Genomic DNA, 22,920 nt, shown 5'->3' with positions numbered 1-22,920 from the left:
TTAATAGTTTTCATGTGCTTTTTTTGTTTTTAAGTTGTCACATGGAATCTTTGATTAAAAATTCAACTTCTTTTATTGTAAAATTCGAAGTTCAATTTTCAATGTCGATTTCATGTTTTTTAGATTTTTTGTTAAAATATTGTTTTGATATTGTTTTGATATTGTTTGTATAGCTAAGACGCTGCCAAAAATTGAATAGTTGCAGATATGCGTTTAAACAGGTTTAAACGAGTTTTTTGAATTTTAAGAATAAGAAAAGTGTTCAAATATGAACACAAAAAATCCCAAGTGCGGACATTTACCTTACATATTGATTGAGACTATTCATAACTCCACTATAGTATCCAGTGCCAAATAAATTCAAATGAACCAGTAAAGGATAAATATTGTAAAGGGCAATTCTATTTTGAAATCCGGGAGCTAGTTGGAATTGATGATTGTATGCATCGTAAAATCTGGAATCAAAGCCACCAAAAAGATGTGTAAATGCTATATCCGTTTCTCTAAAATTATAATGAATGGATGGATCAATCAAATAAGGAGTGTCCTTCTCTCCTATCATAAAATTACCACTCCACAAATCACCATGCACCAAAGACGGCTGCGTGTCTGGCAAGATTTCTTTTAATTTTAAAAATAATTCTTCGAATTTACTGATCTCTTGAGATGAAAAGTATTCACTTTTCGAAGCTAATTCAATTTGAGGCTTTAGTCTTTGATGAATAAAAAAATCAATAAAATCAGTAGCTTTTTCATTTGTCTGATGCAAACTTCCAATGAAATTACTTTGATGCCAACCATAATAAGATGCTGGCTGTTTGTGCATTTCAGCCAACTGATATCCAAAATGCTCCCAGGCTTTGGAGGTTTTTAAGCCACTTACTATATACGGTAAAACCAGGATTTCATAATTATCGATTTTTTCAAATGCGATTACCTTTGGCGTAGCTATACAATTCAAATTAGCAATTGCGTTCAGTCCATCTACTTCCTTTTCAATAATTCCGTCCACCTTTTCATTATACTTGATGAAAAACTGATCATTTCCAATTGAGTAGCGATAGGCGTCATTAATACTACCTCCTCCAACGGGGAAAAATTGATGGATTTCCTTTTGATGCAAAGAATTTAAAAATTGGTTTATCGGTTCGGGAATCATAATGCAGTTAGTATTTTTATAATGAGTTTTTTAAATTAATTATTTTGCAAATTGGTAATGAAGTCAAAAAAAAATATACGTAATTCACCTTATTATTAATAAAACAATCTTTATTTAATTCTACATTAAAGTTCTAAAAATTAAAATACAATGAAAATATCAATGATAGTGGCAAAGGCAAATGATAATGCTATTGGTAAAAACAATGACATGATCTGGCACTTGCCAGATGATTTGAAATATTTCAAAGACAAAACCCGGAACCACCATATCTTAATGGGAAGAAAAAACTTTGATTCATTGGGAGAAAAATACCAGCCGCTACCTAAAAGGATCAATATTGTCATCACAAGAAACCAAGAATGGAGCCATGATGGGGTGAAAGTATTTCATAATATTCAAGACGGAATCGCTTTCGCCAATGGAAACAAGGAAGAAGAATTATTCATTATAGGTGGTGGTGAAATTTACAAAGAGGGATTAAAATTTGCAGATAGATTATACGTCACAGAAGTAGATGCCGATTTTCCAGATGCTGAAGCCTATTTCCCTGACTTTGATGAGTCTCAATGGAAAGAAATTAGTAGAGAACATCATCCTCAAGATGAGAGACATGCTTTTGAGTTTGATTATGTAGTTTATGATAGAAAATAATCGTATTCATTACACCCTCTCACAGTAGACCCTATTGCTAAACAGTTTACATTTTGTTATATTTAGTAACTTATGTAATCACCATTTGTTATTACCATATATACTTTCGAGTTTAATATTAATGTATGTCCAAAGAGCTCCCTATTACTTTAGAAGAATTCATGGAATTATCTCTGGACATCGTATGCATTATTGATAAAAACGGGTATTTCTTATCTGTAAGTCCTTCCAGTAAAAAAATATGGGGGTACAAGCCATCTGAATTGGAAGGAAAATTATTCTTGAATTTTGTGGCTCCGCAAGATGTAGATGCCACTGCCAAACTTTATGAAAAAATTTTAAAGGGAAAAGAGGTCGCTTATTTTGAAAACTACTATATTCATAAAAAGGGTCATGTAGTTCCAATAATTTGGTCAGCTAAATATGATAAAAAAAAGGAGTTAATCTACTGCATTGTCAAAGAAAGTACGCCCCTAAAAAAGGAAGGGAATGAAAAAAAGAATATTTTAGAATCCTCTCAGGCACTTATCAACGGCACCCAAAATCTAATCTGGAGCATTAATAAAGACTACAAATTACTAGCCTGTAACCAGGCTATGAGAGATCGATTTCGAAATGATCTTAAGTTTGATTTAGAGATAGGTCAAAACATGTTGGAAATCCCATTATTAAATGAAGAATATCTCAAAAACTGGAAAATACTATATGACAGATGCTTAGAGGGTGAAGCAATAAATATTGAAATCCCCCCTACTGAAAATAAGCGGGTGAATCCTGCTTGGATTCAAGCCAACCTCACTCCTTTTTATGAAAATGGCAATACAATTGGTTTAGTTTGCCATAGTTCTGACGTAACAGAAAAAAAGAATATTGAATTCGAGCTTAAAAAAAATAATGAATTAGTTCGGAATATTTTAGAACATATCCCAATGGGTGTGGCTGTAAATGAGATTAGCTCAGGCAAGCAATTACTCATGAACCGTGAATTTAGTGAAACATATGGTTGGCCTGAAAAGGAATTAACGGATGTGGAAACATTTTTTAAGAAAGTATATCCTGATTCTGACTACAGAAAAGAAATATCAGAACGAATATTTACTGATATTGAGAGTGGAGATATGAACAGGATGAGTTGGAGTGAAATCAAAATTTATACTCAAGAAGGAAACATCAAATATATAGACGCCAAAAACATACCTCTTATTGAAGAGGACCTAATGATCTCTACGGTAATTGACGTTACCGAAAAAGTTCAAAATAAACAGGGAATAGAAAAAGCCTTAGACGAAAAGGAAGCCATTTTGGAAAGTATTTCTGATGCTTTCTATGCTCTAGACAAAGACTACAATTTTACTTTTTTAAACAAAAGTGCACTAAAAGCCATAAGAGAATCTAAAAATGATCTCATTGGTAAAAATATTTTCAATGTATTTCCTCGGCTTAAGAAAACCGTTTTTGAAGAAAACTTGGATAAAGTAAAAGAAAGCGGGCAACCTTCACAATTTGAATTCTATTTCCAATATTACGACCTATGGTTTGACGAAAACATTTCTCCCAGTCAAGATGGATTTTCAGTATATTTTAAAGACATCACCAAAAGAAAAGTAATTACTCAAGCATTAAAAGAAGCTTATGAAAAAGAGAATGAAATTTTAGAAAGCATTTCCGATGCATTTGTTGCTGTAAATAAAAATTTAGAATTCACTTACTTAAATAAAAAGGCTGAAAAATTTCTGGATACCAAAAAGGAAAAAGTCTTAGGTAAAAATATATGGGAGCTAGTTGGATATGCCAAAGGCAGTATAGCAGATATAGAATTAAATAAATCTCTTGAAAAAAATGAACCCAGGGTATTCGATTACTATAATGAATATTTCAAGATTTGGTATAATATTAAAAGTTACCCTACAAAAAGTGGGCTCTCCATTTATTTCAGAGATATTACCCAAGAAAAAAAATATCAAGATCAACTTGAAAAGTTAAATCGTGAGCTTCAGCTATATACTGGGAAATTAGAAGAAAGTAATAAGGAATTAGAACAGTTTGCTTATATCGCTTCGCATGACCTGCAAGAACCCTTAAGAATGGTATCAAGCTTCATGATGCAACTACAAAAAAAATACGAGGATCAATTAGATGATAAAGCACAAACGTATATCAATTTTGCAGTTGATGGGACCCATAGGATGCGCCAAATCATAACTGACTTATTGGAATTTTCCAGAGCGGGTACCCAAAATGAAAAGCTTGAAAAATTAGATTTAAACGAAGAATTAGCAGAAGTATTAAGTTTGTTTCACACTAGTATTAATAAGAAAAATATAGATTTAGAAATAGAGGAACTCCCTGAAATATTTTATTCTAAAACAGCCATAAGACAACTCTTCCATAATTTAATAGGGAATGCCATAAAATATTCGAACAAGAATGAAAAACCGAAAATTGAAATAAAATGGAATAAAAATATAAAAGAATTTCAATTTGAAATAAAGGACAATGGAATTGGAATAGATAAAAAAAACCATAAAAAAATCTTTCAAATATTCCAGCGCTTACATTCGAAATCCGAATATTCAGGAACTGGACTAGGATTAGCTATTTGCAAAAAGTTAGTAGAAAGATACGGAGGTAACATTTGGGTGCAATCTCAATTAGGAAGAGGGAGTAGTTTTTTCTTTACTTTGCCTAAGAATTAAAATATGAATAAAAAAAATATACCCGTTATAGGGATCGGTGCATCTGCAGGTGGACTTGAGCCCCTTGAACTATTTTTTAATAAAGTGCCTGATGATTCAGGATATACATATATTGTAATTCAACATTTGGCTCCTGACTATAAAAGCTTGATGGATGAATTGTTGGCTCGTCATACCAATCTTCCTATAAAAATAATAGAAGATGGATTAGAGATTGAACCCAATACAATTTACCTCAACCCTCCAAAATACTTTGTTAGCATATCTTCAAACCACTTATATCTTAAAGAAAAGGATGATAGAAAGCTTAGTTTTCCAATTACAGGATTCCTGCAGTCATTGGCAGAAGATAAAATGGAGGAATCAGCAGGCATCATTTTATCTGGAACGGGCAGTGATGGTTCGGATGGGATAAAATTCATAAAGGAAAAAGGTGGAATAGTATTAGTGCAGGACCCTGCAACTGCAAAATTTGATGGTATGCCGAAAAACGCTATTTATACGGGTGCTGCAGATAAAATATGTGATGTAGAAAAAATGCCATTTGAACTAGATTTATTTTTTAAAAGTCATCAAAAACTTAAATTAATTGACTTTAAAACGGAAGAGAACAGCCGGTTAATAAGTAACATTCTAAAAGAAGTAAAGAAAAATACCAAAATAGACTTCTCGGGATATAAATTTTCCACCATCTATCGTAGAACGGTGAAAAGAATGGGCCTGGAAGGTAGCAAAGATTTAGAGGACTACTACAAATATATCTGTAGTACCTCAAACGAAAGTTATCTTTTAGCTAAAGAACTTTTAATTGGCGTTACTCGGTTTTTCAGAGATCACGAAACATTTCATATTTTAAATGAAGAGGTAATTCCTCAGCTAATAGAACAAACATCAGCAAATAGAAATATTAGAATTTGGGTGCCCGCTTGTTCCAGTGGAGAAGAGGCCTATTCTATTGCTATTTTATTAAAAGACTACCTTAAAAAAAACAGATTACAATATGATGTAAAAATATTCGCTACCGATTTAGATGTAGATGCCATTAGAATGGCTGGGAATCAAATATTCCCTGAAAGCATATCAAATGAGGTTCACCCCTATTTATTACATGCTTATTTCCTCCCCACTAAAGGAGGATATAAAGTTGCCAAGGAAATAAGGGATATGATTACTTTTTCAGTTCATAACATTATTCAAAATCCTCCATTTAATAAAATAGATTTCTTAAGCTGTAGAAACTTTCTTATTTACCTTAATCAAGATATTCAAAGAAAATTATTCTCTGCCTTTCAGTATGTTTTAAATCCCGGAGGTTTCTTGTTATTGGGTTCGAGTGAAACCATAGGAGAATTAGGTGACAATTTCAGTGAATTTAATAGGAAGCATAAAATCTATACCAACAAAAACAATTTAAAAGTTCTTTCAGACAGCCAAAAGTTTGCAGACCATAAATTGACAAGGAGTACATTTGAAACTCCAGAACCAACAAACCAAATAAGAGCTAAAAACTCTCCTAAAACTGAAAAAAGACATATACAAAATATTCAAGAATTCCTTATCCAGCAGTATGTACCTGACGCTGTTGTTTTTAATTCTTCTTTTGAACTAATACACACAACAGGGAACACTAATAAATGGCTGAAATTACCAATAGGCGAGTTCAGTATGAATATTTTGAGGATGATTCCTGAAAAAGTAAGTCTAATATTTGAATTAACTGCTAATAAATTAATACAAAAAAAAGAAGCGGTCAGTCTCAAAAATGTAGAGATACAAGATGACATGGCTAAAATTTTTGATTCACATCACATCAATATCCATTTTAAACAATTAGAAATCAGCGGTACGCCATTATTTATCGCCTTTTTCATTAGCACCGAAAAGCAGCACACTAATATAAAACCTGCCAAAATCGATTTGGACTTAGCTTCAAAAGAACGCATCGAGCTATTGGAGCATGAATTAAAACACAATAAAGAAAACTTACAGTCCACTATTGAAGAACTAGAATCAAGTAATGAGGAATTACAATCTTCAAACGAAGAATTGCAAACCTCAAATGAAGAATTAGAATCGGTCAATGAAGAATTATATTCCGTAAATGCTGAATTCCAAGAAAAGGTGGAGGAGTTGTCAGAAACAAATAATGATTTAGATAATCTTATTAGAAGTACAAACATTCCTATACTATTCTTAGATAATGAATTAAATATCCGAAGATTTACTCCAGCGGTTAAGGGAATTCTGAATTTACTCCCTCAAGATATTGGAAGACATATTAGTCATTTTAAATCACAAATTCCGCTGGTACAAATTGTTGAGAAAATCAACGAAGTTCATAAAACTCAGCGACCAATCGAGACAGAAGTTGAAGATCAAAGTGATCGGAAATTCGTGATGAGAATTTCTCCATTCAAAAAAAATAAGGATGAAACAAAAGGGATTGTCATTGCATTTATTGAAATCACTGCCTATGCTAAAGCAAGAAGCGACTTAAAAACATCTAATAAAGCACTTAAAAACATCAATTTAAAGCATGAAACTCAACTAGAACTATTAAAAATCATCACTAATAATTCTATTGAAATAATAAGTGTCCACGATTTAGATGGAAATTTTGTATACGTTTCACCCTCAGCCAAAACAATTATTGGCTTTGAACCAGATGACCTGATTGAAAAACACCCATTTGAATTTTTAAATACTAAAAAACAAAATCAAATGTGGGAAGAATCATTCAATAAAGTGAAATCTGGAGGTTCAATTGGTAAAATTCAGTTAGAGGCTTTTACTAAAACGAATCAAAAGGTTTGGCTTGAAGTAAGATTAACTGCTATATATAATAATAAGGGTGAAATCGAGCAAATTATAGCGAATACAACAGATATAACGAAAAGAATTTATTTTGAATTTGAACTTCAAAAACTTTCATTAATAGCTCAGCAAACAAGGAATTCAGTAATCATTACGGATTTGGATGGAAGAATTAATTATGTTAATGACTCATTTTTGAAATTAACCGGATACAGCGAGGCCTATGTTATGGGCAAAAAGCCAGGAGAGTTTTTACAAGGTGAAGAAACCAATCCAAACACCATAAAAAAGATGGGGAAAGCCATTGCTAATTATGACGGATTTGAGGTTGAGATTGTAAACTATAGTAAATCAGGTCATAAATATTGGACTAATATCATTTGTGAGCCCATGTTTGACCGAGATGATGAAATAATGGGTTTTTTCTCCATACAATCTGAAATCAGTCACAAAAAGGATTATGAAGAACAAATAGAGTCTTTAAATCAATTACTTAAGTCAAGAAATAATAAGCTATCTGAATTGAATAAATCATTGGAAGAATTTGCCTATATCACTTCACATGATTTAAAAGAGCCTGCGAGAAATATCAAAAGTATTTTGCAATTGATTTTGAAAAAATCCGATGGTCAGTTGGATACAAAACTTGCAAATTACATGGACATGGCGGTTTCAGCTGGAGATAAAATGAATCAGCTGATCAATTCTTTATTAGAGTTTTCAAGATCTGGAGTGCTAAATGAAGATCTACAAACTATCAAGGTTAAAGACGCAATTAAGGAATTAAAATTTTCATTAAATCCACTAATCCAAGAACATAAAGCAGAAATCATATTAAAAGATCATATTAGCATGTTTCAAGCCTACCCTATTTTATTTGGAAGATTAATTCAAAATCTAGTACAAAACGCAATAAAATATCGTTCTGACGCAAATCCTAAAATAGTGATTACCGCAGCTGAAAATGAAATGTACTATATTTTTTCTGTAGCTGATAATGGAATTGGTATTTCTGAAAAAGATTTTGAAAGAATTTTTAAAGTTTTCCAGAAACTTCATAATAAAGACGCACAAAGTCATGGTATAGGTTTGGCAGTCTGTAAAAAGATAGTAGAAACCCATTTAGGCCAGATTGAAGTTGAAAGCCAGGAAGGACTTGGTTCAATCTTTCATTTTACAATCAGTAAACAATTACAATAAATCTAATTCGTTTATAAATTCTTACCTACTGGAATTTATATAATAATTGACTCAACCATACTTACATTTTTGCAATAATCCCCATTTTTTATGTTATCAAACGAAAATAAAGACTTTAATATATTATTAGTTGAGGATAATCCCGGTGACCAAATAATGGTATCTGATAATCTTCATGAAGAGTTTCCAAGATTGGACCTAGATGTAGCTAATAACTTTAAAGAGGCAAAAATTTCACTTAATAATCCATCAAAATCTTATAAAATTATCTTATTAGATTTAAGTCTGCCTGACATTGACCATAATACTTTATTAAAGGAAATTTTATTACTTGCACCCAATATACCTATCATAATTTTGACAGGAAAGGATGATATTCATACTGCCATTCAATCTTTAACATTGGGATGTACAGATTACCTCCTAAAAGATGATCTTAACAGCAAAAGATTAAGAAAAAGTATAACCTATGCCTTTGAACGCAAACACATAGATAAACAATTGGGATTATCTGTAAAAAGATACCAACAGCTTTTCCAATTGAATCCTCAACCGATTTGGGTAATCAATAGTAAAACAGGCGATTTCCTTGAAATCAATAATTCAGCATTAGATAAATATGGATATTCTAAAACTGAATTTTTAAATATGAAAATTCAGGATATTGATTTAAATTATGATAAGGAAAAATTAATTTTTCATCTATCAAAAGATGAAGTATTAAAAAATGAAAATCTTAATCAACATAAACTTAAAAGCGGGCAAAAAATTCAAGTAAAGCTTTATGGTAACTTTATTGATTATCAAGGAATTGAAGCTGTTTTACTGATGGCTATTGATTTAAGTGAAACAGAATCCTATATCCGTCAAATAGAAATCCAAAATCAACAATTAAAAGATATAGCCTGGGAACAATCTCATTTGGTTCGTGCACCTTTAACCAGAATGATGGGCATAATCAATAGAATAGAAGAAAAATATTTGATACATATCAATGAAATCGATGAAGAATGTGCATTCTTACTTAAAAATGCACTGAGTTCATCCCATGAAATTGATGAGGTCATTAAAAGTATTGTAAAAAAGACGAGTAATGGAAAGAAATGAACTCTAATCCATGATAGTATTAATTTTTAAATTAATCTTAAAACAAATCTCATAATATTACTCTTTTGTTTCAAATAAGTCTTCAATAAAGGTATATCCTGCCAGCGTTGAATAAATCGCATTCATTGGCTGTCTAAAACCATGACCTTCATTTGAAGCTTCTACATACCATACCTTTTTATTCGCTAATTTCATTTGCTCAACCATTTGCCTTGATTCACTTACAGGTACTCTAGGATCATTTTTTCCTTGAATGATCAACAATGGGATATCAATTTTATCTACGTGATTTATAGGTGAAATACCCTCTAGAAAAGCTCTCATTTCGGGATCTCTTTCATCTCCATATTCAGCCCTTCTCAAATCTGTTCTATATTCTTCTGTATTCTCCAAAAAACTAACAAAATTTGAAATACCCACTACATCAATACCACCCAAAAGGCGATCAGAAAAATGCGCTGCGGAAGCTAAAACCATATAACCACCATATGAGCCGCCAGAAATCATTACTCTTTCCTCATCTAAATCAGGATGATCTGCTATCCAATCCAGTAAGGCTCCAATATCCTTTACAGCATCCTCTCTAGATTTACCATTATCTAAAAGCGTAAAGGTTTTTCCATAACCAGTCGATCCTCGTACATTAGGTGCGATAAATGCAATTCCTTTATTTAAAGGAATGATCCAATCAAGATTTCGATTGATGCCTTTTTGACTCTCAGGGCCTCCATGAACAAAAATGACAACTGGATATGGCTTATCGAAATCTTCATTAGGACGATGCAGATAGGCCGTAATCTCTCGCCTTTTTCCAGTCGTGGAATCCATATCGAATGTAGGATAATGAATTATTTCAGGATCGGGTAAGTTTATATCATCTCGAGCTGATGACCATTGAGTTAATTTCTTTTTCTTTAAATCATAACTATAAATAGAAGTGCTGTTGGAAGGTCTTGTAAGGTTAAATCCAATTATATTTTCTTTAACCGGATGAAATTGAGCAAACCTCACCTCACCTACTGGAAGGTTATCAATTTTTTCAAAAGTATTATTCTCAAGATTATAAAATTGCAATTTCCCCACTCCATCTTCATTAACATGGAATTTGAGCCATTTTCCATTAGGTGACATTTCAAGATTTGAAATATCCCAGTTTAAACTTTTATTTAAAATATTGTCAACACCTGTTTCCAAGTCTCGGACTCTTAAATTCTTAAATTCAGATTTAAAATCACTTATATAATACATTTTTGTTCCCTCGGCATTCCAAAGGAGATCTTGATAAACTGCATTTTCAGTAGAATCTATAACAAATGCTATTTTTTCAGAAGTGTTAAGGTCAAGGATAAAAGCCTTTATATCAACAACAGAAATCCCATGATAAAGTATTATTTGTTCTGAATTTGGAGACCAATTTCCTGTCCGCCAAAATCCATCTGATTTATAAATTAATTTTTTTGAATCAGGACTATCAGGATTCATAGTGTAAATATCAAAATCAGTTTGATTTCTTTCATTACTGCTAAATGCTATTTGATTTCCCGATTTGTTGAAATTAAAAAAGCTATGCTTGCTAGTCCCATCTGTAATTAGATCAGATTTCCCTGTTTCTAAATCAAATCGGTAATATTGATGATTTTCATTCCCATCAAGATCCATTCCGTATAAAAGATATTTTTTATCTGGATTTGGATTGAAAATATATCCTCTGGCATTGTTGGGTAATCCTTCAATTATTTGGGGTTCATCATTTTCAGATTTCAAATTGTGTAGTTTGGCTCTAAATTTTACAATTTTCAACACATACATGCTTTCATCATATGGAGACCAATTATATAATCGAACTTCATCCTGAACCTCACTCATTAACCCATATACTTCTTTGGCATAAGAAAGAGGGAGTCTATCGACATTTTCTGCTGTAATCGCAGGGGGACTGGGAATTCCAATAATTCCTAAAGAAACTATAATAATCAAAATAACACCTAGGATTGATATACCAATCCATTTTAGAATCTTCTTGAAAGTTTTCATACTCCTTATTTTAATGACAATTGACTGGTTGTCTTTTCATTATCTTTAATGAAATAAGAATAAAAATACAGAAGTAAATTTTTAATTGCAATCCCAGAATTCAGGGATTGATTAAGAATAATTAAATTGAAAATGTGGTGGGATTTCAATTTAAACTTCCGCTTATTTATTGATATTAGCAGAATTCTAAATCAAGGAATTGAAAACATAAAGTTCAGACTACAAAACAGGCAATCGCCCATATTTATAAACTAACTCTGCAGTATTTTTAGCATTAAATTTCAACAACAGATTTTTTCGGTAAGTTTCTACCGTATTAAAAGTAATTTTCAATTTTTCGCTTGTTGCTTTTGAACTGTATCCTTGGGATAGTAATTCTGCAACTTCTTTCTCTCTTCTGGTGATTTTATTAGGAAGTGATAAAAGTTTAAATTTTTCAGGATTGGCTTTAATATAAACCTCTTTGATTTTTAGTAATAAATACTGCACCTTCTTCGAAAGTCTTTTTATTTCCACTTGCTTCATTCCAGTTGAATCAAACCAAATACAAAGCAAAAGATAACTTACAGGCTCATACTGTTTGGCATCTAAAATCACAGAATGATACTCAACCGGAATTTCCTGTCTTTCATGATTAAAAACTGCAGCAGAAACCTTAAAACATGCTGGATCTAATATGTAGTTAGGAGATTGTCGGAACTGTTCAGCTTGACTATTCATACTTTCATAAATTGGAATTAATAGCCGTGGAGGAATGATGGTTTGAAAGAAAACTAAGCCTTGTTTTAAAAAGCTATCATACTTATGACCTAGAACCCTCTCTACAGATGGGCTTATAAATATAAAATCATGAGAATAAAGCCAGAAAAGGGCGCAAAATGAATTGGGAATATTCTCCAATTCCTGAATATATCGTTCTATTTCACTTTTATAAAATGAGTCCTTAATTTCCGAAAATATATGATTTTCCATTTTACATATATAATTATTTAATGAATATATAACAAACACATATAAAAAAGAAGAATATTCAAAATAAAATACATGCCGAGTTCAAATCAAGTCACTTCCATTTATAAAAATTCGTTTATAAACATAGATATCTTTTAGTAGTATTGTATACAATGAAAACAGCTCAACAATATTTAATATTGGTATATTTTATTTGTGGATTTTTGCCATTATCCCATGCCCAAAATCAGGCACAACATACTGAATATAACCTCCAACAAACTAAGGAAAATATTGTGTTGGATGGTGAATTGAATGAATCTATCTGGCAAAACACCGAAGTAGCTACTGATTTCTACATGAATATTCCTCAGGATGACCGCCCGGCATCTTTGGAATCAGAAGTAAGGATGACTTATGATGAAAAGAATTTCTACTTTGCAATCACTTGTTTCGATGGGCAAGAGGGTTATGTGGTACAGTCTTTACGTAGAGATTGGGACTGGCCCCTAAATGAAAATTTTTCTATCTATTTAGACCCTTATAATGATTTCACAAATGGCTTCTCCTTTGGCATTACCCCCTATGGAGTACAAAGGGAAGGTACGATAGACGAGGGAGTAAATGTAAATGAAGACTGGGATAACAAATGGTATTCTCATGTAAAGCGGTATGAGGACCGCTGGATAGCAGAAATTGCTATTCCGTTTAAGTCCATAAGATATAGCGATGAAAATAAGATTTGGAATATGCAGTTTTTCCGAAATCATTTAAAAAGAAATGAAAGAAGCTCATGGATTGCTGTGGAACAACAGTTCACTCCTTCAGCCCTAACTTTTTCAGGAAAGATCTTGTGGCCTGAAAACCCACCTCCTGCCGGCACTAACATTTCTTTTATCCCTTATGCACTAGGTAATTACGATAAGAATTATATTGACCCTGAATTGGGGAAAGGCTTGAATGCCAATGCAGGTTTTGATGCAAAAATAGGGCTCTCCCCTTCTCTTAATTTGGATTTAACGGTTAACCCTGATTTCTCACAAGTGGAAGTCGATCGGCAAGTTATTAACCTAAGCCGTTTTGAAGTTCAGTTCCCTGAACGAAGACAGTTTTTTCTTGAAAATGCCGATCTCTTTAGCAAATTTGGTTTTCCTCATGCAAGAGCCTTTTTCTCAAGAAGAATTGGAATCACAACAGATACTTTAGGTCGATCAGAACAAGTTCCAATTTTAGGAGGGGCCAGAATGAGCGGTAAAATAAATGAAAAATTACGAATTGGCGTTTTAAATATGCTAACAGATAAACGAGATGACCTACAACTCCCCTATCAAAACTATAGCGTATTAACCATTCAACAGAATGTTTTAAAAAGATCGAATGTTGCTTTTGTATTTGCCAACAAAGAAAATTTAGGCATTGAAAAGGGAAAAGATATTAGTCAATATAATCCACAAATAGCGAGAAGAGAAATTCACAATAAGGATACCACCACCAGCTATAAATTATATAACCGTGTTATTGGAGCCGAGTTTAACCTTTTTACTGAGGATACGCGTTGGGCTGGGGATTTTTATTACCAACGCTCTTTTGATAACTGGAATAAAAATGGGACCTATAACCATGGGACATTTATTCGATATCAAAGAAGGAATTATTCAGTAAGGTGGGTACACACTGCTATTGGTGATGGTTTTAATGCTGAAATGGGTTTTGTACCACGAGTTGGTTATAATCAAGGATCTTTTAGTCCGAGCTATATTTTTTATCCCCAAAATGAAAAAATAATTAATCATAGCTTAAGCTTAAATGTCTCTTATACTTCGGATTCCGATTTCAGTAGAATAACTGACCGATCATTTAGTCTCTCCCATGATTTTGATTTTACGAATACCTCTTCTGCCTCTATTGATGTGAGCAGAAATTATCAATATATGTTTTTTGATTTTAGCCCAATAGCTCCCTTTAACGATAGCTTATTATTACAAGGAACAGAATATGAATGGAATGTAATCAAGGTTGATTACATTTCCGATAGACGGTCCGTTTTTACTTATAATGCCAGTTTAAGCTATGGTGGTTTTTATAATGGCCAGCGATTTAATGTCAATGGAAATATTGGCTATCGATTCCAACCATTTGGATCTTTTTCTATCCGTTACGATTACAATTCAATCCAGCTGGCAGAAGGTTTTGGAGATGCTAATTTCTACCTAATCGGCCCAAGGTTGGATTTAACCATGACGGACGCCATCTTTTTTACGGGTTTCGCACAGTATAACAACCGATTTGACAATGTGAATTACAATTTACGTTTCCAATGGAGATTTGCTCCAGCCTCTGATATATTTCTTGTATATACTGAAAATTTTGCACCAAACGGTCCTGTTGACTTCATTCCGGGAGATAATACTAAGAACCGAGCACTAATATTAAAATTGACTTATTGGCTGAATTTATAGTCTTTTTGCATTCTTTTATGCCTTATATATCCAATCACTACATTGATGAATTGGCATTAGTAAATTAATTCTAGTGCGATAATGTCACCCTTAAAGGGCTTGAGTTTTCTGCTTCTATCATAGTTACCGTAATATCGTTCCTCTGGAACTTATAAGCAGATAAGCTCAGTGAATATAGATGCTTCCTCGGTCAGGTCGAAAGTGTCTCACCGATAAATGGGATCGACATTTTTGTAGATTAGCGATTAGACGGTTCCAACCGTCAAACCGTCAGTACACAATTTGTGACTTTACAGGATACCCTTTTGCCTCATCGGGGTAAAATTACGGTAAAAGTCAATCTTTTTGACAACCTAAGCCCTGTAAGGGTGACATTAATACCTCTAAACAAACTAGAAACACTTCCTAACATCAATACTTATACACTTATTCACTTCAACACCTAGCCACCTCAAAACTTGATCAATACATATCCATCCGCCACATTTTTGGTGATAGTTGTTAATGCAGAAGTAGCTACCTGAGTTTTTTCCCATATTTCATTTCGTCCTAAATCTCGCATGATTAAAGATTGTCCGCAAATTATAATTTCGGCTCCTGCCTCATCTAATGCTTCCAAAACTGGCGTATTTGGGTTCTTAGGGATTCTATATTTTTCGAAATAATTGCCGTGAGAAAGCAAATCTAAGACAGCTGGCCCATGAACAATTACCTTCACATCCAGAAGAGCAGGAGAAACCCCTTCAATTCCATGCAAGTTCATTAATCGAGCAATATTGTTCACCCAAAAGGAATATTCTTCAGGGCTTTCATTCCCGGAAACAAGTTCCACTATAATCTTCACTTGCTTACCGTCCTCCAACTGCTCCACTACATTTTCGATTTCATAAATACCACCAAACCCTTTTACAATAGGGAATTGTGCATCTTGAGCTAAGACTGGCAAACAAGTTAAAGTAAAAAGAATCAAAATAGAAGATACAATTTTCATTATGAAGATTTTTAAAGTTAAATTTCAAATTACATCAAAAATCGGATTTTAAGTTCTAGTACTATACTTAAAATATGACTTTTTTAATTAAGCGATACAATTTATCAGATTTAGCTTAATTAATTGATGATATAATGGTTAATTTGCAGCTTTTTAAATTGAACTTTATCATTAATGGCATTACAGGAAGAATTTGAACAACAAGGCGTTTGGCTTTTCAAATACAGAGGGACTTTACCAGTCTTAATTTTATTTATTGGAATGGGAATTTATGTTTATGCAGCTTTAAATCCTGAATTATTTATTATTCAGGATCCTGCAATAAAAAATTACTTTTTAATTTTTTGCATAGCAGTAAGCTTGTTTGGTCAATATATCAGAGCTTACACAGTTGGACACACCCCTAAGAACACTTCCGGAAGAAATACTGATGAACAAATTGCAGATACACTAAATACCACAGGAATTTATTCAACTGTAAGGCATCCGCTTTATGTAGGTAATTTTTTCATGTGGTTGGGTCCGGCTTTATTAACTGAAAACATATGGTTTGTAGTAGCCTTTATTTTATTCTACTGGGTTTATTATGAAAGAATTATGTTTGCTGAAGAGCAATTCTTAAGAAGAAAATTTAAAGAGGTATATACTTCATGGGCTGAAAAAACGCCTGCATTTATCCCTTCATTCAAGAACTTCGTTAAACCAAATTTATCTTTTAGTTGGAAAAAAGTTCTGACTAAAGAAAAGAATGGATTTGCAGCAGTATTTGTAATTTTTTGTGCTTTTGATGTAGCGGCAGAACTGTTAAAAGGTACACAAGAATTTAATATCTATCTTATTATTGCAGCAGCAATATCAGTAGTACTTTATTTGATTCTAAAAGCATTGAAATACTCTTCTATAATGCGAGAAGAAGGAAGATAAAATTTCTTTAAAGTATAACAGGAAAGGCTATTTCAATTTGAAATGGCTTTTTTTTTATTCCTCATTATTGGGTTCTTCAGGATTGCTTACTTCAGCGTCATTTGATTTATCTCTACCCCCAAAAATCCGATCCATAAATCCTTTTTTCTCATTTGAAGTAGAATCAGTTGGTTGTTCCACTTCCTTCTTTTTCATTTTGGCTTGAGCTGAATCTCGATCTGCTGCTTGTTGTTTTAAAATATCATTGCCCACCAAAAGCATATAGTTTACAAAATCTACATTATAATTAAATCTTTTGGTGTTATCCCATGCATCTTCTCCTTTGGCTATTTGAGCAGAGTCCATCTCAGGTGTAAAGGGAGATTTCAACTTAACATCTCCACCTTCTGCCATTTCAGGCGCTCCCTTTTTTCGCACATTCAATAAAGAGTCAACCTCTTCACTATACACATCCTTTTGCTTAACTTTTAATAATCCTTGCTCCTTCCAATAACCATATTTCTTTTCAGAGATTCCGTAAATATTGGTTTTATAATGACTGGTTGAGGCTGAAGCCGAAAGTACAAGAGAATCCCCTTCAAATAGTGAAAATCTTTTCTTTTGTTCTTCTTCATCCAGAATATAGCTACTCTGAAAGGCAGCACATACCATTTTATCTTTACATGCAGTAAAAACAAGCATTATAATAAAATATAAATGGATGTGCTTCTTCATTAATCTTTTAATAATTGATAGACACCTGGTTCTAGGTATTCCGCCCATTCAGCATACATTTTTGCTGAAGGATGTAGTTTATCTTTGGCTACAAAATCCTTATCCCAAATTGCTTTTAATGAAATAGGGGTAATATCAAAAAATCTAACTCCATACTCATCTGATATGTTTTTGGCAATACTATTATATTGATATAATTCCTTAGCAATCAAATCAGCATTCTTGTTATTTTCCTTTGCAAAAGGTGTTACTCCATAATCGGGAATACTTACTACAAAAACTTTACCGGTCTTTTTCCCTGCTAAATCTATGGCTTTCTTTATAAGCTGCTCAAATTCTGCCTTATATTGTTTAATACCATATCCTCTATATTGATTATTTACCCCAATCAATAAACTTACAACATCAAAAGTTGAATTTTTAAGTGATTTATCATTATTTATAGCTTCCAATAATTCATCTGTGGTCCAACCCGTAGTAGCTATAATTTTCTTAAGTTCGATTGGAATCCCCCTTTGGTTTAAACGATCCGACAATACTTTAGACCATGTTTCATTAGAATCAACAGCTTCTCCAATAGTGTAAGAATCTCCTAACGCTAAATATGATTTTGCTTCTTGTGCCATAATTTGATTTGATCCATACCAAAATAATGTCAAAAATAAGAGAGATTTTAAGATTTTCATAATCGTAATTATAAATAAAATGCAAATTAAAATATATTAATTGAAATAAAAACTATCTCATCACATAGTTGAGTATATGATTAATTATTGGAAACATAAATTTACAACATAAGAATTATCCAAAAGTTAAAAAACCAGTAGAAAACATGCATATTAATGAAAATCGTGAAAATTCATATACAATTATATGCGCTTAATCGAAAAAGCTTGTTTCATTTCAATATTTTTCGTTTTTTTTAATGTTTAAGAATAAATTAATTTTAGTTCACTCAAACCTTCAAAATTAAAGTCATCGTTGAAAACACTTTTACCATTTTTATTTTTTTTAATACCTCTTTTTGTAAAAGCACAGGAAAAAGTAACAATAGAAGGGATACCAGGTGATGTGAACAGTTCATCGCAGGATGTGAGACCTATTATATCTGATGATGGAAAGAAATTATACATCAACAGAAGATTTCATCCAGATAATATTAGAGGAGAGAAAGATTTTCAAGATGTCTGGGTTAGTGAATTTGATTCACGCGGGATTTGGACCAAACCAAAAAATCTAGGAAAAGATTATAATGACAAAAGGCCTAATGATTTAGTTAGGGCTAGTAAAGGTGATGATTCTTTGATTTTTGTTAATACGCGATACAGTGGTATTAGAACTGAGTTAGCTCTTTTTACTAAAGGAAGTACTGACCCCAAGGAATTTCCAATTGATGGACATTATAATAATAGCCAATATGTTGATTTCGATTATAATTTCAAACATCAGGTGATTCTAATGGCTGTAGAAAGAAAAGATTCTGAGGGAGATCAGGATTTGTATTACAGCGTTTATCAAGAAGAATCTAAAACTTTTAGTACCCCTATGACTATGGGGAAAGCCATCAATTCCCCTAAGGCAGACTTTGCTCCATTCCTGACAAATGATGGAAACACCTTATTTTTTGCAAGTTATGGGCATAAGGGCCAAGGTTCTGCTGATCTATTTATGGCTCATCGAACTGGAGATGATTGGGATGAATGGACAGAGCCAGAAAATTTAGGCAATATCATCAATACAAAATTTGAAGAAACTTTCGTCTCCCTAGATCCCAGCTTTGATTATTTGTATTATGACTCCTACCCTGCCGGAGCACAAAACCGAAATATATGGAGGGCAACCCTCTCAGATGAGATAAAAGAAAAAATTATTCAAGCAAGAGACAGGAATAAACAAAAACCTAAAAATGAGGAGTTCATCCAAAAACCTCAAGCTCAAGAAATAATTGCTGAAAATAAAGATATAGAAGAAAAAGAAAGTTTGAATAAGAAAGATGAACCACTTATTACAAGTGAACCCCTGAAAGAAGAACCCCAAATTGCCTATAACTCTCAACCTGATGCTGTTAGCATAGATCAAGAAATGAATTATGTCAAAGAGCAAGAGAGAAATAACAGAGGCTTTTTATCAACACTTAGTCTAAAATTAGGAATTGGGGGAAAGGAAGAGGACTTTTCTCTGATAGACGCAGGTGCTAAAGGTCAAAAAATAAATAGAAATGTTTATTTCAAATTTGATTCTGATAAGCTGCAAAGTAAATTCAGCATTCTTCTTGATAAAATAAGTGATGAATTAGAAAAGAACCCTCAAATTAAAATTTTATTGGAAGGTCATACTGACGCTATAGGTGGAGAAGATGTCAATATAGATTTATCCTGTAACCGTGCAAATATAGTTAAGGATGCTTTGATTGATAGAGGCATAAATAAATACAGAATAGAAATTAGCTGCGAAGGTAAAGAAAGACCAATTGCTACTAATGATGATGAATTTGAAGGAAGAGAACTCAACAGAAGGGTGGAACTCTATTTATTCTGATTTACTTCATTTCTAATTTTTTTTGATAGCTTAGATACCACTAAATCATAGCTATGATTTACCCAATAAAAAATTTCCCTATCAGAAAGACTCCCATCAAATTCGATAGTATTCCAGTGTTTTTTATTCATATGAAAGCCGGGTTTTACTGCTTCATATTTTTCACGTAACTTAATTGCTTCCTCTGGATCACATTTTAGATTAACGCTTTCAAATAAATCTACATCCATCAAAGCAAACATTTTTCCCATCACTTTGAAAACTAAGGTGCTTTCATCAAAAGGGAATTCTTCAGTAACTCCATATTTTTTCAAACAGAAATTTCTAAATTCTTCTATATTCATTGGAATAGAAATTAAGTTACCGTTTTAGCAATCGTATTCCGATTGGCTTGTTATCAAACGGAGGTTAGGTAAATATTAAAAACGATTACTAAAGACCCATTTCCTTTTCCACTTTTAGAGAAGGAGAAAAGGATAAGGCTTAATAAAAAAACTAAATGCTATTGCATTAAAAATTTAATCGTGATCGAATAAAGTCTCGGTGAATTTCAAATGCTTAACTGATTCGCCTGAATTTTTCAATTCAGTTAAAGCATCAATTCCGATTTGAAGATGGTAATTCACAAAACTACCTGTTACTTTTTGATCGCTTTGAGCAGTTTTCACACCTTCAGGAGTCATTGGATTATCAGATACCAACAGCAAAGCTCCTCTAGGAATGCTATTTACAAATCCAACTGAAAAAATAGTAGCGGTTTCCATGTCAACAGCCATCGCTCTAATTCTTCTTAAATAATCTTTGAAATCATCGTCATGTTCCCAAACCCTGCGGTTGGTGGTGAAAACAGTTCCTGTGTAATAATCTCTTTCATGCTTTTTAATCATAGAAGAAACGGCTCTTTGCAAACGGAATGATGGTAAAGCAGGCACTTCGGGCGGCATATAATCATCACTTGTCCCTTCTCCCCTTATCCCAGCCAAAGGCAAAATCAAATCACCTATTTTTGACTTTTTCTTTATTCCTCCACATTTCCCTAAAAATAAAACAGCCTTAGGCATAATAGAGGAAAGCAAATCCATGACAGTAGCAGCAACTGAACTTCCCATTCCAAAATTAATGATAGTAATGCCCTCAGCCGTAGCTGTTTGCATAGGCTTGTCTCTTCCTTTAATCTCTACCCCATACTGTTGAGCAAACATTTCAACATAATTAATGAAGTTAGTCAGTAAAATATAGTCTCCAAATTCATCTAAAGCTGTACCAGTATAACGAGGCAACCAATTATCAACGATTTCTTTTTTTGTCTTCATTTATGAGTTTTTATTTATTAAAAACCTGTCAGGTTTAGTTAAACTTTATTTTTTGTCTATAATTAAATCTAAATTGCCACAAATTTAAGCGAAACCAATGCAAAAATTAAATCTTCCGCCTTATGATGTAAACTTGCGTAAAATGGATGGCAAGATACATATTTTTGATGCCATCAGGAAGAAGTTTTTGGTTTTAACACCTGAGGAATGGGTCCGGCAACATTTTTTGCAATTTTTAATTCATCATAAAAATTACCCAGCCGGATTAATCAAGACAGAATCAGGATTACAATATCACGAAAGAAAAAAACGGACTGATTTAACTGTTTTCAACCGTAAAATGGAACCCCTTCTTTTAATAGAATGTAAAGCTCCAAATATAAAAATCACAGATAATACGTTTTCACAAATTGCGAATTATTACAGTCAATTTCAGGCTAAATATATGATAATCACCAATGGAATGGAGCATTACTGCTTTAGACCAGATGCGAAAGAACTGGTTTTTGAGGAGCATATTCCGGAATTTTCGGATTTATAAATCACCACTTAAAAATCTCTTCCAATAACTTTATTCCTTCTGAGCCATCCCCCATTTTTATTTCATATATTTTCTGAATACAATTTACTCCAGCCACATTAATAGTGAAAATGGATAAATTTGAGCTTAATTCTTCAGGTCGCCATATCACCTCCTGGACTTCCAGATCAAATCTCTTTGCATGTTTGAATAAATACCTTCTACTTACTCCATTGATGCAACCACATTGCAAGGATGGTGTATAAATTTTACGATTTTCGATATCGAGAAAGTAAATATTAGAAGAGGAAGCCTCTGCTACAAAACCATCCTGATCTAACAATATAATTTCTTCCAGTTTACGCTCTTTTTTCTCCACCCCAGCCATCACATAAGGCAAGGCAGAAATAGTCTTCAAATGACTAAAGGCTGTTTTTTGCAAGTAAAGTGTATGTGCAATCCCTACCTTTTCAAATTTTTGTATCTTTTTCCTTTGAGATGGCTCGGAAGTTAACAAAAACTCAGTTTCGAGATTCTCTGGAGCATATAAACCGCCTGTCTTTCTCCAGATATAGAGCTTCATTCTAGCTGATTGCCCCATTAATCCATTCACCTCCAATAAATCAAACAAAATAATTTTCAGTTCTTCTTTTGTAAAAGGCAATTTCATTTTTAAATCATTTACCCCTTCTAAAATCCTTTCCCAATGTTCATTTAAAAACATAATCTCCTTTTTTCTGAAAATTATTGTTTCGAAAATTCCATCTCCATATTGAAAACCTCGATTTGACACCTCTAAACTCGCTGAACCAGAGGGGATTAAATTACCATTGTAGTTAATCATGC

The 22,920-nt window shown here is 32.7% G+C and carries 17 protein-coding genes; 8 read left to right on the top strand and 9 right to left on the bottom strand.

Translation table 11 applies throughout. The annotated features are described in order from the left end of the window. Positions 1-298: 298 nt before the first annotated feature. Positions 299-1,159: a fructosamine kinase family protein gene (locus Q0L29_RS00410; RefSeq protein WP_296618284.1), complete on the bottom strand. Its 861-nt coding sequence runs from the start codon at positions 1,157-1,159 to the stop codon at positions 299-301. Between the two features lie 150 nt (positions 1,160-1,309). Here Q0L29_RS00410 and Q0L29_RS00405 point away from each other — a divergent pair, with 150 nt between their 5' ends. The 4 genes from Q0L29_RS00405 to Q0L29_RS00390 all read left to right on the top strand — a co-directional run bounded on the left by Q0L29_RS00405 (position 1,310) and on the right by Q0L29_RS00390 (position 9,630). Beyond that, complete coding sequence (locus tag Q0L29_RS00405) at positions 1,310-1,813, top strand: dihydrofolate reductase (RefSeq protein WP_296618283.1); 504 nt, start codon at positions 1,310-1,312, stop codon at positions 1,811-1,813. 125 nt (positions 1,814-1,938) lie between these two features. Then, on the top strand, positions 1,939-4,509 hold the full coding sequence (locus tag Q0L29_RS00400; protein ID WP_296618282.1) for a PAS domain S-box protein: 2,571 nt from the start codon (positions 1,939-1,941) through the stop codon (positions 4,507-4,509). 3 nt (positions 4,510-4,512) lie between these two features. Beyond that, on the top strand, positions 4,513-8,523 hold the full coding sequence (locus tag Q0L29_RS00395; RefSeq protein WP_296618281.1) for a CheR family methyltransferase: 4,011 nt from the start codon (positions 4,513-4,515) through the stop codon (positions 8,521-8,523). 90 nt (positions 8,524-8,613) lie between these two features. Further along, positions 8,614-9,630, top strand: coding sequence for a response regulator (locus Q0L29_RS00390; protein ID WP_296618280.1), 1,017 nt, complete (start codon positions 8,614-8,616; stop codon positions 9,628-9,630). A gap of 57 nt (positions 9,631-9,687) precedes the next feature. Here the strand turns inward: Q0L29_RS00390 and Q0L29_RS00385 are convergent, their stop codons facing one another. Further along, a complete protein-coding gene (locus Q0L29_RS00385; protein WP_296618279.1) occupies positions 9,688-11,664 on the bottom strand; it encodes an alpha/beta fold hydrolase in 1,977 nt (658 codons plus the stop codon). A gap of 219 nt (positions 11,665-11,883) precedes the next feature. After that, the gene (locus tag Q0L29_RS00380) at positions 11,884-12,636 is read right to left on the bottom strand and encodes a response regulator transcription factor (RefSeq protein WP_296618278.1); all 753 of its coding nucleotides are present in this window, start codon (positions 12,634-12,636) and stop codon (positions 11,884-11,886) included. Positions 12,637-12,788: 152 nt separating this feature from the next. On the opposite strand from Q0L29_RS00380, the gene Q0L29_RS00375 reads away from it, so the two are divergent. After that, entirely contained in the window at positions 12,789-15,074 is a 2,286-nt protein-coding gene (locus Q0L29_RS00375; protein ID WP_296618277.1) for a DUF5916 domain-containing protein, read from the top strand. A 451-nt stretch (positions 15,075-15,525) separates the two neighbouring features. Here the strand turns inward: Q0L29_RS00375 and Q0L29_RS00370 are convergent, their stop codons facing one another. After that, the gene (locus Q0L29_RS00370; RefSeq protein WP_296618276.1) at positions 15,526-16,065 is read right to left on the bottom strand and encodes a DsrE family protein; all 540 of its coding nucleotides are present in this window, start codon (positions 16,063-16,065) and stop codon (positions 15,526-15,528) included. A gap of 174 nt (positions 16,066-16,239) precedes the next feature. On the opposite strand from Q0L29_RS00370, the gene Q0L29_RS00365 reads away from it, so the two are divergent. Then, positions 16,240-16,989 carry an isoprenylcysteine carboxylmethyltransferase family protein gene (locus Q0L29_RS00365; RefSeq protein WP_296618275.1) on the top strand — a complete coding sequence of 250 codons (750 nt, stop codon included), beginning with the start codon at positions 16,240-16,242 and terminating at the stop codon, positions 16,987-16,989. 54 nt (positions 16,990-17,043) lie between these two features. On the opposite strand, the gene Q0L29_RS00360 is transcribed toward Q0L29_RS00365, so the two are convergent. After that, on the bottom strand, positions 17,044-17,703 hold the full coding sequence (locus Q0L29_RS00360; RefSeq protein ID WP_296618274.1) for a hypothetical protein: 660 nt from the start codon (positions 17,701-17,703) through the stop codon (positions 17,044-17,046). Beyond that, positions 17,703-18,329 carry an SGNH/GDSL hydrolase family protein gene (locus Q0L29_RS00355; RefSeq protein WP_296618273.1) on the bottom strand — a complete coding sequence of 209 codons (627 nt, stop codon included), beginning with the start codon at positions 18,327-18,329 and terminating at the stop codon, positions 17,703-17,705. Before Q0L29_RS00355 ends, Q0L29_RS00360 begins: the two co-directional genes overlap by 1 nt. Positions 18,330-18,684: 355 nt before the next feature. Between Q0L29_RS00355 and Q0L29_RS00350 the strand changes: the two genes are divergently transcribed. Continuing rightward, positions 18,685-20,241: an OmpA family protein gene (locus Q0L29_RS00350; RefSeq protein WP_296618272.1), complete on the top strand. Its 1,557-nt coding sequence runs from the start codon at positions 18,685-18,687 to the stop codon at positions 20,239-20,241. Here the strand turns inward: Q0L29_RS00350 and Q0L29_RS00345 are convergent. Continuing rightward, positions 20,229-20,585 (bottom strand): MmcQ/YjbR family DNA-binding protein, encoded by a 357-nt coding sequence (locus tag Q0L29_RS00345; RefSeq protein ID WP_296618271.1) that lies wholly within the window; start codon positions 20,583-20,585, stop codon positions 20,229-20,231. The two genes, Q0L29_RS00350 and Q0L29_RS00345, sit on opposite strands and share 13 nt — an antisense overlap. Before the next feature lie 174 nt (positions 20,586-20,759). After that, positions 20,760-21,554, bottom strand: a complete 795-nt coding sequence (locus Q0L29_RS00340; RefSeq protein WP_296618270.1) for an AMP nucleosidase — start codon at positions 21,552-21,554, stop codon at positions 20,760-20,762. 97 nt (positions 21,555-21,651) lie between these two features. Between Q0L29_RS00340 and Q0L29_RS00335 the strand changes: the two genes are divergently transcribed. Beyond that, positions 21,652-22,095: a type I restriction enzyme HsdR N-terminal domain-containing protein gene (locus tag Q0L29_RS00335; RefSeq protein WP_296618269.1), complete on the top strand. Its 444-nt coding sequence runs from the start codon at positions 21,652-21,654 to the stop codon at positions 22,093-22,095. 1 nt (position 22,096) lies between these two features. Here the strand turns inward: Q0L29_RS00335 and Q0L29_RS00330 are convergent, their stop codons facing one another. Beyond that, on the bottom strand, positions 22,097-22,918 hold the full coding sequence (locus Q0L29_RS00330) for an aminotransferase class IV (protein ID WP_296618268.1): 822 nt from the start codon (positions 22,916-22,918) through the stop codon (positions 22,097-22,099). Positions 22,919-22,920: the final 2 nt, after the last annotated feature.

Source organism: Marivirga sp. (genome assembly GCF_024636815.1).
Classification (GTDB): domain Bacteria; phylum Bacteroidota; class Bacteroidia; order Cytophagales; family Cyclobacteriaceae; genus Marivirga.
This window is presented reverse-complemented; position numbering and strand designations above follow the sequence as displayed.